Raw genomic sequence first — 12,693 nt, forward strand, 5'->3', positions numbered from 1 at the left:
GATCTCAGCCGCCCGCCTTGACCGCGCGATCGTAGTACTGGGTCTCGAACAGCCCGTCGAAGGGGAGTTCCTTCTCCAGCGAGCCGAGCTTGACCTGGTAGGCCTGCATGGCGCGGGCGGGCTCGATGATCTTGCGTGGGTCGATCTCGAAGCGGCTCGCCGGCGAAACCAGCGCCTTCTGGATCAGCTCGGGATCGACGATGCCCTTGCCGAGCGCCGCGCCGACATGGGACGCAGCCTTCGTCGGATCGGCCTTGATCAGCGCGGCCGCCTTGACGAGGCCGGAGACGAGGTTCTGCACGGCCTGCGGATTCTTGGTGGCGAAGGCGCCGGAGACGGCGACGACCGTGCCGGGCTGGCCGGGGAAGACCTCCTCGCCGCCGGCGATCAGCTTGATCTGCGGGTTGCGGGTCTGGAGGATCGTCAGCGCCGGCTCGCGGACCGAGCCGCCATCGACCGCGGCGGCCAGGATCGCCTGCTGGGTCGCGTCGATGCCCATCGGCACGATCTCGACATCAGCCTTGTCGACCTTCGCGACCTCCCAGAGCCAGTATTGCAGCGTTGTGTTCGGCACCGAGCCCGCCGGCTGGGTCGCGAGGCGCGCAGCCTTGCCGGTGGCAGTGCGGAAGGCCTTGAAGGCCGCGGCGGCGTTCGTGCCGGCCGTGAAGAACTTGGTGAGCGAGGGCGCGCTGACAACGACGTTCTCGCCGACCGCTGTCGAGGCGACGACGCGGATATCGACGCCGCGCGAGCGTGCAACGGCGAGCGGCGCGACGCCGGCGACATAGACGTCGATCGTGCCCGACGCGAGCGCCTGGATCATGTTCGGGCCGGATTCGAAGACGGTGACCGCGACGTCGATGCCGCCCTGCTTGAGCCAGCCCTCGCCATTGGCGACGAAGAACGGCGCCGTACCGACGACGGGGATGTAGCCGACACGCGCCGCGACGCTCTGGGCACGGGCCGGGCCGGCGAAGGGCATGGCCGCCGCGAGGCTCGACCCGGCGATGAGGAACTGGCGGCGATCCATCGTTCAAATCCTTCTCGAAAACAGGCCCGAACGAGCCCCCATTGACAGATTGAGAAAAGGATTTTCTATCTGGATGCAATAGATCAGCTAGAAAAAGATATTTCATCTCTTTCTTGCGAAATCTGCGAAACGAATTTCTCCAGATAGCGAGCTTGAGAGAATGGACGCCATAGACCGCAAGATCCTCACCGTGCTCCAGGCGGACGCGAATATCTCGATCGCGGAGCTTGCCGACCGCGTCGGGCTCTCGCAGACCCCGTGCTGGAAGCGCATTCAGAAGCTCGAACAGGCCGGGGTGATCCTGAAGCGCGTCGCCTTGGTAGCACCCGAGAAGATCGGGCTCGGGCTCACCGTCTTCGTCCAGATCGAGACGGCGGATCATTCCGGCCCGTGGCTGGACAAGTTCGCCCAGATGGTCGCGGCGATGCCGGAGGTGATGGAGTTCTACCGGATGGCGGGCGATGTCGATTACATGCTGCGCGTCGTCGTCGCCGACATGGCCGCCTATGACGGCTTCTACAAGAAGCTGATCGAGACGATCCCGCTCAAGAACGTGACCTCGCGCTTCGCGATGGAGCGGATCAAGGCGACGACGGCCTACAAGGTGCCCGATCTGCCCCGCACCTGAGGAAGACCGGATAACGCGCGGCGCATGACAGCGCGGCGCGGCTGGTGCTACGTAACGGACAGTTCGCCATTCGCGCTGCCCGAGGAGCCGTTTTGTCCGCTTCCCGCTCCGTTCTCCTGATCATCGGCGGCGGCATCGCCGCCTACAAGATGCTGGAGGTCATCCGCCGATTGAAGGATCGCGGCATCGCCTCGCGCTGCATCGTGACCAAGGCCGGCGAGCAGTTCGTGACGCCGCTCACCGTCTCGTCGCTGGCGGGCGAGCGCTGCTTCACCGACATGTTCTCGCTGACGGACGAGGCCGATATCGGCCATATCCAGCTCTCGCGCTCGTCCGACCTCGTCGTGGTCGCGCCCGCGACCGCCGACCTGATCGCCAAGATGGCGAACGGGCTCGCCGACGACCTCGCCTCGACGGCGCTGCTCGCCACCGACAAGCGCGTGCTGATCGCGCCGGCGATGAACCCGCGCATGTGGCAGCACCCGGCGACGCGGCGGAACATGGCGCAGCTCGAAAAGGACGGCATTCTGGTCGTCGGCCCGAATGTCGGGGCGATGGCCGAGCGCGGCGAGAGCGGGCCGGGCCGCATGGCCGAGCCGCCGGAAATCCTCGCTGCGATCGAGCTAGCGCTCGCCGGCGAGAAGCCCAATGCGCAGCGCGCCATCGGCTTCCTCGGCCGGCTGCCAGGCGGCGAGCATGCGACCGGCGCGCTCGCCGGGCGACATGTGCTGATCACCTCCGGGCCGACGCATGAGCCGATCGACCCCGTGCGCTACATCGCCAACCGTTCCTCCGGGAAGCAGGGCCATGCCATCGCTGCCGCGGCAGCCGCGGCCGGCGCGCGGGTCACGCTGATCAGCGGGCCGGTCAGCCTGCCCGATCCGGCGGGGGTCGAGACCATCCATGTCGAATCGGCCCGCGAGATGCTCAACGCCGTCGAGACGGCGCTGCCGGCCGATATCGCGATATTCGCGGCGGCTGTCGCCGACTGGCGCGTCGCCGATGCGGCCTCCGACAAGCTGAAGAAGGACGGCAAGGCGCTGCCGCCGCTGTCGCTGGTCGAGAACCCCGACATCCTCGCCACCGTCGCGCATCGCAAGAGCGGGCGCCCGCCGCTGGTCGTCGGTTTTGCCGCCGAGACGCAGAACGTGATCGACTATGCCCGCGCCAAGCTCGCCAGGAAAGGCTGCGACCTGATCGTCGCCAATGATGTCGGCGGCACCGGCGTGATGGGCGGCGACGCCAATACCGTGCATCTCGTCACGACGAGCGGCGTCGAGACCTGGCCGACCCTGCCGAAGGGGGAGGTCGCTACGCGGCTGATCGACCATATCGCCGGGCTCGCGCCGGCCCGGCAGGCGGAGTGACGATGGTCACTGTCCTGCTGCAGCGGCTATCGCATGGCGCCGACCTGCCCTTGCCCGCCTATGAGACGGCAGGCGCGGCGGGGCTCGATCTGCGGGCCGCCATCGGCGAGCCCGTCATGCTTGCACCCGGTGCGCGGACACTCGTTCCGACCGGGCTCGCGATGCAACTGCCCGCGGGTTTCGAAGGGCAGGTGCGCCCGCGCTCGGGGCTGGCTCTGCGCCACGGCGTCACTGTCCTGAACGCGCCCGGAACAGTCGACAGCGACTATCGCGGCGAGGTCTCGGTCGTGCTGATCAACCATGGCAGCGAGCCTTTCACGGTCACGCGCGGCGATCGGATCGCCCAGCTCGTCATCGCTCCGGTCAGCCATGCCCGGCTTTCGGAAGTCGAGATGCTCGATGAGACCGCGCGCGGCGCCGGCGGCTACGGCTCGACGGGCGTCAGCGGCGGTGCGAACGCGGGAGGCCGCCCGTGATCCTGCTCTCGCGCCGCAGCCTGCTCGCCATCGCCGCCGTGGTCGATATCGCCTTGCATGCAAGGCCGCAGCCGGTTGCGGCCAAGCTGCTCGCGGCCCGGCATGCGCTGCCGCCGCGCCATCTCGAAACCCTGCTCCAGACGCTGGTGCGCGTCGGCATCCTCAAGGGCGTGCGCGGCCCGCGCGGCGGCTACGAGCTCGCCCGCGAGCGGCGCAAGATCACGGCCGGCGACATCGCCCGGGCCGCGATGCAGGAAGCCATCGAGGAAGGGCTCGGGCCGGAGCCGCAATCGCGATTGGTCGACGAGGTCATCGGGCCGGAGGTCGAGCAGGCCTCGGCCGCCTTCCTGGCCGCGCTCGATACGGTCACGGTCGAGGAACTGTGCCAGCGCGCGCAGGCGAAGGCCGTCTTCGGCGAGCCCGGCAAGAAACCTGATTTCACAATTTAATCATGTTATTTATTTCTTTAATCGACAGATTTTGTGAATTGATCTAGCGTCGGATCGAACGTTCTCTCGTCCAGAGGAGTCATGTCATGGCCGAAGCACAGAAATCGACGAAGGCGCCCGGACGCGGACGCATCTACAACTCGATCACCGACACGATCGGCGATACGCCGCTGGTCAGGCTCAACCGCTTGCCGGCCGAGCGCGGCGTCAAGGCGACGATCCTGGCCAAGCTCGAGTTCTTCAACCCGATCTCGAGCGTGAAGGACCGCATCGGCGTCAACATGATCGATGCGCTGGAGGCCTCCGGCGCGCTCAAGGCGGGCGGCACGCTGATCGAGCCGACCTCCGGCAATACCGGCATCGCGCTCGCCTTCGTCGCCGCGGCGCGCGGCTATCGCCTGATCCTGGTCATGCCGGAGACGATGTCGCTGGAGCGGCGCAAGATGCTGCTCCTGCTCGGCGCCGAGCTCGTCCTGACGCCCGGTCCCGGCGGCATGCGCGGCGCCATCGCCAAGGCCGAGGAGCTCAGGAACGAGATCCCGGGCGCGATCATCCCGCAGCAGTTCGAGAACCCGCACAACCCCGAAATCCACCGCAAGACCACCGCCGAGGAGATCTGGAACGACACCGATGGCGGCGTCGACATCATCGTCTCCGGCGTCGGCACCGGCGGCACCATCACCGGCGTCGGCCAGGTGCTGAAGCCGCGCAAGCCCGGCCTCAGGATGGTCGCGGTCGAGCCGGAGGATTCGCCCGTCCTGTCGGGCGGCCAGGCCGGCCCGCACAAGATCCAGGGCCTCGGCGCCGGCTTCGTGCCGGGCATCCTCGACCGGGGGATCATCGACGAGGTCGTTACCGTCGGCAACCAGACCGCCTTCGAGACGGCCCGCGCGCTCGCCAAGAGCGAGGGCATCCCGGCCGGCATCTCGTCCGGTGCAGCCGTCGCTGCGGCGCTCGAAATCGGCGCGAAGCCGGAGAATGCCGGCAAGACCATCGTGGTGATCATCCCCTCCTTCGCCGAGCGCTACATCTCCAGCGCCCTGTTCGAGGGTCTGTGACGGCAACAACCATCCAGATCGTCCGGCTGGCGGAGAGCCTGCCGGACGATTTCGAGGCCCTGCGTCAGGAAGCAAGCGCGGAAAGCTACCGCTTCGTCGAGGGGCTGCGCGAGGAATGGCTCGCCGGCCATTATGATGGCGGAGACGAGCGTTTCGTCACCTTCGCCGCCTTCCATGAAAGCGAACTCGCCGGCATCGGCGCGCTGACGCCCGACCCTTACGATCCCGCGCCCGATCTGCTGCGTGTCCGGCATGTCTATGTCCGGCCGCTGCATCGCGGCGCCGGCATCGGGCGCGTGCTGGCCGGGGCTCTGATCCAGCAGGGACTGGACCTCGCGCCGCGGCTTTCGCTGCGCGCCGCCGATCCGCGCGCGAACGCCTTCTGGGAGGCGAACGGCTTCAAGCCGGATACGAGCGGAACACGCCGCTCGCATCTGCTGACGCGCTGAGTAGCAGTCCGTCATTCTCGGGCGAAGCGCAGCGCAGACCCGAGAATCTCAGGACCAGAGGGCTCTCGTTTCCGAGATGCTCGGGTCAAGCCCGAGCATGACGACTGTATTACCCGCGCACCAGAACCAGCCGGCTGTTCCAGGGGTCGGTGACCGTCGGCACGCCGTCGGCCTCGCTGCCCCCGGCCGCCAGGATACGCTGCCGCATCGCCGCGAAATCGGTCTCATCGCGCGCGATCAGTTCGAAGCGATCGAGCCCTGCCTCGCCCGGCTGGCGCGGACCGGCACCGCGGCTGCCCCAGATATTGCCGGCGATATGATGGTGATAGCCGCCGCTGGCGAGGAAGCTCGCGCCGGGATAGTGCACCATCAGGTCGAAGCCGAGCAGGTCGCGATAGAAGGCTTCCGCCGCAGCCGTGTCGCCGACGCGCAGATGGATATGGCCCATCCCGGTACCCTCCGGCATGCCGGCATAGGCTGCCTCGTCGGCCTCGCTCAGCAGCTTGTCGAGATCGAGCCGCTCGGTCGCCATGGCGATACCGCCATCGGGCTTGCGCGGCCATTCCGCGCGCTTGCGGTCGCGGTAGATCTCGATGCCGTTGCCCTCGGGATCGGAGAGGTAGAGCGCCTCGCTGACGAGGTGGTCGGAGGCGCCTTCGAGCGGGATGCGCGTGACCGCGGCATGCTTCAGCCAGTTGGCGAGATCGCGCCGCGACGGCAGCAGGATGGCGAGATGGAACAAGCCGGCGGCCGAGGTCGGCCGGGTCGCGCCCGCTTCCAGACGGACGAGCACGCGCCCGCCCGTGCCGAGTTCGGCGCTCGTCGCATCCTGTCGGATCAGGCCGAGGCCGATCGCGTCGCGGTAATAGGCTGTGAGAGCCGGGAGATCGTGCACCCGCAGCGTCACCGCACCGATGAAGACCGGCGCCTTGTGCGCTTCGAGGGTGGTGGCGGAGGCCGTCCGCTCGATCGTTGCGACCATGGGGAAAATCCTTTCGCGGCGGCCATGCCGGCCGCATCCTTAAAATGGCGCTTCTCCCCCGCCTTGTCGCCCACCCGGCCGGCAAGGCCGTGATTGCAAGGCTGCAATGATGCGCGCTCAGCCGGGGCGCGGTCGGTCGATGGCGAAATGGCGGAACCAGCCTTCCTCGCGCCCCTCGACCAGCGCGCCGATCAGGCGCGAGGCCAGGAAACTGAAGGTGATGCCGTTCCCGCCATAGCCATAGGCGGCGAGCAGGCGCGGATGGCCCGGCACGCGCCCGATCAACGGCAATCCGTCCTCGGTCTGGCCGAAGGCTCCCGACCAGGCCTGGTCGAGATCGAGGCTGGCCTGCGGAACGAGAGCGTGCAGCCGCGCCTGGAGCGCCTTCGCTTTTTCCGGGCCGAGGGCTTCCCGCCGGTCGGGATCGTCAAAATCCTCATCCTCGCCGCCGAAGACGATGCGGCCATCGGTGGTCGTGCGGCAGTAGCAATAATCCTCCGACGCCTCCCAGACGAGCGCCGGGCCGGGCCAGAGCGCCTGCGGCGCTTGCGGCATCGTCGCGATCGCCCAGCTCGACGCGACACGGTGCAGGTCGTCGCTGACGATATCGGGCATGACATAGCCGGTGGCGAGCACGATCCGGTCGGCCTCGACGACCCGCCCACTGGCGAGGGAGACCGCCGCCGAACGACCGGCGCCGTCGAAGCCCTCCGCCTCGTCGCGGATGAGCCTTGCCCCGCGCCGCACAGCTGTCGCGAGGAGTCCGTGGCAGAGGCTGAGCGGATCGGCCTCGGCCGAGCCCGGCGAGACGATGGCCGCCGCCCGGTCGAAGCCGAAGGCCGCGCGCAAAGCGGCGTGCTCGAGGAAGCTGCCCGGAAGGCCGGCCCGCTCGCGTGCCGTCATTTCATCCAGCAATTCGCGCGGACCACTCTCGCCTGCTGCGAGGTACACAGTCTGGCGGGGCGCGAAGCCACAGGGCAGCGCGAGTTCGCCGACCAGATTGCGCAAGCCGTCGACCGCCTGAAAACTCAAGCGATAGACCTCTGCGGCAGCGGCAAAGCCGTAGAACGCCGCGAGTTCGGACAATCTGAGGTCGATCTCCCATTGCAGCATCGCGGTTGAGGCCGCCGTGCTGCCAAAACCTTCGCGCTCGCGGTCGATCAGGACGACATCGCAGCCCATCGCCGTGAGGTGCTCGGCGGCCAGCGCGCCCGTGATGCCGCTGCCGATGATCGCGACATCGCAGCGCGTATCCGCTTCAAGCTCTCGTCCCACGGGGCGTTGCAGAAGCGGGCGCCAGGGCCCCGTGCCGGTGCGCAGATCATCCTGGCGCGTGGTCTGGGGATCGAGCATCACTCCGCCCTTGCCGGGCCGACCCGGTCGGCCATCGTGGCGCCGCGCTGGCCGAGCGGCTTCGGCCGACCCGTGGTGGTGTCATGCTCCGTCTGGTGTTCGAGCTCGGCATTGAGCTCGGCCCCCGCCAGCACGATCGTCGCCGAGAGCCAGAGCCAGGTCATGAACACCACGACGGTCGCAAGCGAGCCATAGGCCGCCGTGTAATTGCCGAGCGTCGAGACATACCAGGAGAACAGGTAGGAGGCTGCGCCCCAGAACAGGGCCGCGGCGATGGCGCCGGGCATGACCCAGATGAAGCGCATGCGCTCGCGGCTCGGGCCGATCCAGTAGAGCACCGCGATCGAGAGCGTCGCCATGACGAAGAAGGACGGCCAGCGGACGAGCCGGATCAGCCGTTCGAGCTCGGAGTGGAACGGGAAGAGCGCGGTCACCAGCGGCAGGCTGGCGATGGCGATCAGGGCAGCCGTGAGCAGGACGACGCCGCTGACCGTGGTGAAGAGCGAGATCGCGTTGAGCTTGAGGAAGCTGCGCTTCTCGGCCTCGCGATAGATGATGTTCAGCGCATCGAAGAGCGCCTTCACCGCGGCATTGGCCGACCAGGTCGCGACGCCCAGGCTGACATAGAAGGTCAGCGACAGACCGAAGCCGGACTGGGTCGAAAGCCGCATCGCCTGCTCGTGGATCAGTTCGCGCGCGGCCTGCGGGAACATCGTCGTGACCGTGTCGAGCTGCTCGGCGATGGTCGCGGGGTCGGTGAAATAGCGGTAGATCGTGACCAGCAGCGACAAGGCCGGCACGAGCGAGAGCAGGGTGAAGAAGGCGACCGCGCCCGCAAGCGACGAGAGGCGGTTCTCGGCGACATTGCCGATGAAGCGCAGGAGCACGTCCTTCCAGCCGAGCCAGGTCATCTGCAGCGGCGTCTTCGCCAGCCGGCCGCGCACCGCTTCCTCCCGACGGCGCCCGAGCTTGTCGGCCAGCACGCCCGACAGATAGCCGAGCGCGACCCCGATCCCGGCCGCACCCGTGATCCGTTTGAGGAAAGCCATGTCGGGATTCACGCTCCGCCAGTGTTGCCATCGCAGCTTGAGGGCAACCGGCCGCGTCCGCAATCGTTCCGGCAACAGGCCGGCCAAGGGGCGGCTTAGCCGATTGTTAACCTTAATGCTTCGTTATGACGGGGCGCGGCCGCGAGCGGCCGACGCTGTTCCATCCAGCGGAAAGCCCGATGACGAAGCTCTTCAGAACCGGCCTGACGGCCCTCGCGATCCTGCTGTCGGGCGCGGCCGGAGCGGCTGACCTGAGCAAGGTCGCGCTGCCGCCGGCCCCGGACCTGCCGGCGCTCTATTCCTGGACCGGGTTCTATGCGGGTCTCCAGGGTGGCTATGCCTGGGGCGACAGCCGCGTGCGGATGAGTGCGCCCGGAGGGGCCTTCGCACCCGTCAGGTTCCGCGTCGGCGCGGATTCTGCCTTCGGCGGCGCCCATGCCGGCTTCAACTACCAGCTCGGCGGCATCGTGCTCGGCGTCGAGGGCGATGTCGAAGCGCTGAACAACCGCAGCCGGTTCGACGGAATCGGCCTCTCCGCCCGCGTCAGCCAGGACTGGCAGGGCTCGGCCCGCGCCCGCCTCGGTCTCGCCTTCGACCGCTGGATGATCTACGGCACCGGCGGTGTCTCTTTCACCGAATACGAGCGGCGCATCTTCGCGCCCGGCGCAGGCTTCGGCGAGCGGCTGACCAGCGCCCGCACCGGCTGGAATGTCGGCGCCGGCGTCAATTTCGCCTTCACCGACCATCTGATCCTCGGCGCCGAATACCGCTACACCGATTTCGGCCGGAACCGCTTCGCCAGCTCCGGCGCCTTCCCGGGCCTGAGCGGCTCGCAGGAACTGTCGAGCCACAGCGCCCGCGCCAGCGTCGCCTACAAGTTCTGAGGCCTGCTCAGAACCCCGTGCGCTGACGGATGGCGGCGGCGAGCGTGCCGTCGTCGAGATAGTCGAGCTCGCCGCCGACGGGCACGCCATGGGCGAGCCTGGTCACCTTCACCGGCAGATGCGCCAGGAGATCGGTGATGAAATGCGCCGTGGTCTGGCCGTCGACCGTGGCGCTGAGCGCGAGGATGAGCTCCTTCACCGCCGGATCGGAGGCGCGCTCCACCAGCGCGTCGAGCGAGAGATGCTCGGGCCGGACGCCGTCGAGCGCCGAGAGCACGCCGCCCAGCACATGATAGCGGCCGGACACCGCGCCCGAGCGCTCCAGCGCCCAGAGATCGGAGATATCGGCGACGACGACGATCAGCCCATCGTCGCGGCGCGGATCGGTGCAGAGGCCGCAAGGGTCGCTGGTATCGACATTGCCGCAGCGGGCGCAGACGACGATGCGTTCGCGCGCCACCGCCATCGCCTCGGAGAGCGGACCGAGCAACTGCTCGCGTTTCTTGACGAGATGCAGCGCCGCGCGCCTTGCCGAGCGCGGCCCGAGCCCCGGCAGCTTGGCCAGGAGCTGGATCAGCCTTTCGATCTCGGGACCGGCAATGGCGCGGGACATCGATGTCTCTGAATTGAGTGAAACGTCATCCCGGGCGACCGAAGGGAGACCCGGGATCCATGCCTGAACCGTTCCGGAATGGATCCCGGGTCTTCGCTTCGCTACGCCCGGGATGACCCGTGAGGATTGGGGTTCAAAACAGCTTCATGCCCGGCGGGATCGGCAGGCCCTTGGTGACCTCGGCCATCCGCTCCTGCATGACGCGTTCGCCGCGGGTGCGGGCGTCGTTCGCCGCGGCGACGATCAGGTCCTCGAGGATTTCGCGCTCGTCCGGCACCATCAGGCTCGGATCGATCTTCACGCCCTTGAGCGCGCCCTTGGCCGTCATCGTGACCGTGACCATGCCGCCGCCGGCAGCGCCCTCAACCTCGATCAAGTCGAGCTCGGCCTGCATGTCGGCCATCTTCTGCTGCATCTGCTGTGCCTGCTTCATCAGGCCCATCATATCGCGCATCGGAAATCCTCCTCGAAAGCGTCAGAAATCGATGCCGTCGAAATCCGGTTCGGAATCGTCGAACAGCGGCTCGGCATCGGGCAGGTATTCGTCCTCGGACGGCGTCGCGGCCGCCATTTCGGCGGCGGCGATGGCACGGGGATCGCGGACATCGACGATGCGCGCGCCGGGGAAGCGCTCCAGCACCGCCTTGACCGACGGGTGGGCCGCGGCGTCGTTCTCGCGCTGGTCCTTCGCGGCCGCCGCCTGCTCGCGCATGGTGGCGCCACCCTCGCCATTGACGACGGCGACCATCCAGGTCTGGCCGGTCCATTCCTTGAGGCGGCGCGACAGATCCTGCGCGAGGGTGCGCGAGGCGCCCTCGGCCAGCGAGAATTCGATGCGGCCGGGCTCGAAGCGCACGGGCCGGATATCGCGCTCCAGCGCGATCTTGAGGGTGATGTCGCGATGCTGCGAGGCGAGCGCAACGACATCCTCCAGCGTGGCGACGATCGCCATCGGTGCGGCGACAGCACGCGCGACCGGCGCAGGCGCGGGATTGGCGCTGGCGAGGATCGGACGGGCGGCGAGCGCGGTGTTGCCGCCGCCGGAGGGCGGGCGGGACATGCCGCCGCCATTACCGTTGCCGGCGGGGACAGAGCCCATGCCGTCGCGCAGCATCTTGAGCGCCTCGTCCGGCGTCGGCAGGTCGGCGGCGTGCGCGAGGCGGACGAGGACCATCTCGGCCGCCATCACCGGCCGGTCGGCCTGCTTCACCTCGGCCAAACCCTTGAGCAGCATCTGCCAGGTCCGGGCGAGGATGCGGACGGAGAGGCGCTGGGCGAAATCGCCGCCACGCACGCGCTCGGCCTGGGCGAGGCTGTTATCCTTCACCGCCTCGGGCACGAGCTTGAGGCGCGTCACGAGATGGGTGAATTCGGCGAGGTCGTTCAGCACCACCACCGGATCGGCGCCGGCATCGTATTGCGCCCGCAACTCGCCGAGCGCCGCGGCGATATCGCCCTTCATCACGGCCTCGAAGAGATCGATGACGCGGGCCCGGTCGGCGAGGCCGAGCATGGAGCGGATGTCATCCAGCGTGATCCGGCCCGCCGCATGGGCAATGGCCTGATCGAGGATCGAGAGCGAGTCGCGCACCGAGCCCTCGGCGGCGCGGGCGATCGCCGCGAGCGCCTCCTGCTCGGCATCGACGCTCTCGGCCCGGCAGATATTCGCGAGATGATCGACCAGCATATCGGCTTCGACACGGCGCAGGTCGAAACGCTGGCAGCGCGACAGCACCGTGATCGGCACCTTGCGGATCTCCGTCGTCGCGAAGATGAACTTCGCATGCGGCGGCGGCTCTTCCAGCGTCTTCAGGAAGGCGTTGAAAGCGCCGGTCGAGAGCATGTGCACCTCGTCGACGATATAGACCTTGTAGCGCGCCGAGACCGGCGCATAGCGCACGGCGTCGTTGATCTGGCGGATATTGTCGACGCTGTTGTTGGAGGCGGCGTCGATCTCCATCACGTCGATATGGCGCCCCTCGATGATCTCGCGGCAGTGGATGCCGAAATCGCGGAGATCGGTGGTCGGAGCGCCCTGCCCGTCGGGCGTCTGGAAGTTGAGCGCCCGCGCCAGGATGCGGGCGGTCGTGGTCTTGCCGACGCCGCGCACGCCGGTCAGCATCCAGGCCTGCGGGATGCGGCCGGCCGCGAAGGCGTTGGTCAGCGTGCGCACCATCGCTTCCTGGCCGATCAGGTCGCCGAAATGCGCCGGGCGGTATTTTCGCGCCAGCACGCGATAGGGTGCGGGCGCCCCATTCGCGGAGGCTTGCGGCGCAGGCACCGGATCGAACCCGGCGAATCCCGGTTCGTCAGCAGAGGCGGCGTCGATCTGGTCGGTCATGGAAACTGGTTTCG

14 protein-coding genes are annotated in these 12,693 nt (G+C 68.2%); 7 read left to right on the top strand and 7 right to left on the bottom strand.

The features are described 5' to 3' along the window. Positions 1 to 4 precede the first annotated feature (4 nt). Positions 5 to 1,030 (bottom strand): ABC transporter substrate-binding protein, encoded by a 1,026-nt coding sequence (locus BLQ70_RS13655; protein ID WP_091857438.1) that lies wholly within the window; start codon positions 1,028 to 1,030, stop codon positions 5 to 7. 160 nt (positions 1,031 to 1,190) lie between these two features. Between BLQ70_RS13655 and BLQ70_RS13660 the strand changes: the two genes are divergently transcribed. From BLQ70_RS13660 to BLQ70_RS13685, 6 genes are all read left to right on the top strand, one after another. After that, the gene (locus BLQ70_RS13660; protein ID WP_061970980.1) at positions 1,191 to 1,658 is read left to right on the top strand and encodes an Lrp/AsnC family transcriptional regulator; all 468 of its coding nucleotides are present in this window, start codon (positions 1,191 to 1,193) and stop codon (positions 1,656 to 1,658) included. A 92-nt stretch (positions 1,659 to 1,750) separates the two neighbouring features. After that, complete coding sequence (locus tag BLQ70_RS13665; RefSeq protein WP_091857439.1) at positions 1,751 to 3,025, top strand: phosphopantothenoylcysteine decarboxylase domain-containing protein; 1,275 nt, start codon at positions 1,751 to 1,753, stop codon at positions 3,023 to 3,025. A 2-nt stretch (positions 3,026 to 3,027) separates the two neighbouring features. Continuing rightward, positions 3,028 to 3,501 carry a dUTP diphosphatase gene (dut, locus tag BLQ70_RS13670; RefSeq protein ID WP_091857441.1) on the top strand — a complete coding sequence of 158 codons (474 nt, stop codon included), beginning with the start codon at positions 3,028 to 3,030 and terminating at the stop codon, positions 3,499 to 3,501. After that, on the top strand, positions 3,498 to 3,950 hold the full coding sequence (locus tag BLQ70_RS13675) for an RrF2 family transcriptional regulator (RefSeq protein ID WP_091857443.1): 453 nt from the start codon (positions 3,498 to 3,500) through the stop codon (positions 3,948 to 3,950). The genes dut and BLQ70_RS13675 overlap by 4 nt, the downstream gene beginning before the upstream one ends. A gap of 86 nt (positions 3,951 to 4,036) precedes the next feature. Then, positions 4,037 to 5,008, top strand: a complete 972-nt coding sequence (cysK, locus tag BLQ70_RS13680) for a cysteine synthase A (RefSeq protein WP_091857445.1) — start codon at positions 4,037 to 4,039, stop codon at positions 5,006 to 5,008. Next, on the top strand, positions 5,005 to 5,457 hold the full coding sequence (locus BLQ70_RS13685; protein ID WP_082617672.1) for a GNAT family N-acetyltransferase: 453 nt from the start codon (positions 5,005 to 5,007) through the stop codon (positions 5,455 to 5,457). Before cysK ends, BLQ70_RS13685 begins: the two co-directional genes overlap by 4 nt. Positions 5,458 to 5,566: 109 nt before the next feature. On the opposite strand, the gene BLQ70_RS13690 is transcribed toward BLQ70_RS13685, so the two are convergent. The 3 genes from BLQ70_RS13690 to BLQ70_RS13700 form a co-directional block, all read right to left on the bottom strand. Beyond that, a complete protein-coding gene (locus BLQ70_RS13690) occupies positions 5,567 to 6,439 on the bottom strand; it encodes a VOC family protein (protein ID WP_091857447.1) in 873 nt (290 codons plus the stop codon). A gap of 117 nt (positions 6,440 to 6,556) precedes the next feature. Further along, positions 6,557 to 7,792 carry an NAD(P)/FAD-dependent oxidoreductase gene (locus BLQ70_RS13695; RefSeq protein ID WP_091857449.1) on the bottom strand — a complete coding sequence of 412 codons (1,236 nt, stop codon included), beginning with the start codon at positions 7,790 to 7,792 and terminating at the stop codon, positions 6,557 to 6,559. Then, on the bottom strand, positions 7,792 to 8,841 hold the full coding sequence (locus tag BLQ70_RS13700) for a YihY/virulence factor BrkB family protein (protein ID WP_061970989.1): 1,050 nt from the start codon (positions 8,839 to 8,841) through the stop codon (positions 7,792 to 7,794). The genes BLQ70_RS13695 and BLQ70_RS13700 overlap by 1 nt, the downstream gene beginning before the upstream one ends. A gap of 179 nt (positions 8,842 to 9,020) precedes the next feature. On the opposite strand from BLQ70_RS13700, the gene BLQ70_RS13705 reads away from it, so the two are divergent. After that, the gene (locus tag BLQ70_RS13705) at positions 9,021 to 9,725 is read left to right on the top strand and encodes an outer membrane protein (RefSeq protein ID WP_170843409.1); all 705 of its coding nucleotides are present in this window, start codon (positions 9,021 to 9,023) and stop codon (positions 9,723 to 9,725) included. A gap of 7 nt (positions 9,726 to 9,732) precedes the next feature. On the opposite strand, the gene recR is transcribed toward BLQ70_RS13705, so the two are convergent. From recR to BLQ70_RS13720, 3 genes are all read right to left on the bottom strand, one after another. Next, positions 9,733 to 10,338, bottom strand: a complete 606-nt coding sequence (recR, locus tag BLQ70_RS13710) for a recombination mediator RecR (protein ID WP_061970993.1) — start codon at positions 10,336 to 10,338, stop codon at positions 9,733 to 9,735. Between the two features lie 133 nt (positions 10,339 to 10,471). Then, the gene (locus tag BLQ70_RS13715) at positions 10,472 to 10,792 is read right to left on the bottom strand and encodes a YbaB/EbfC family nucleoid-associated protein (protein WP_061970995.1); all 321 of its coding nucleotides are present in this window, start codon (positions 10,790 to 10,792) and stop codon (positions 10,472 to 10,474) included. Between the two features lie 21 nt (positions 10,793 to 10,813). Then, on the bottom strand, positions 10,814 to 12,679 hold the full coding sequence (locus BLQ70_RS13720; RefSeq protein WP_091857453.1) for a DNA polymerase III subunit gamma/tau: 1,866 nt from the start codon (positions 12,677 to 12,679) through the stop codon (positions 10,814 to 10,816). Positions 12,680 to 12,693 lie beyond the last annotated feature (14 nt).

This window comes from Allobosea robiniae, from assembly GCF_900102525.1.
GTDB classification, from domain to species: domain Bacteria; phylum Pseudomonadota; class Alphaproteobacteria; order Rhizobiales; family Beijerinckiaceae; genus Allobosea; species Allobosea robiniae.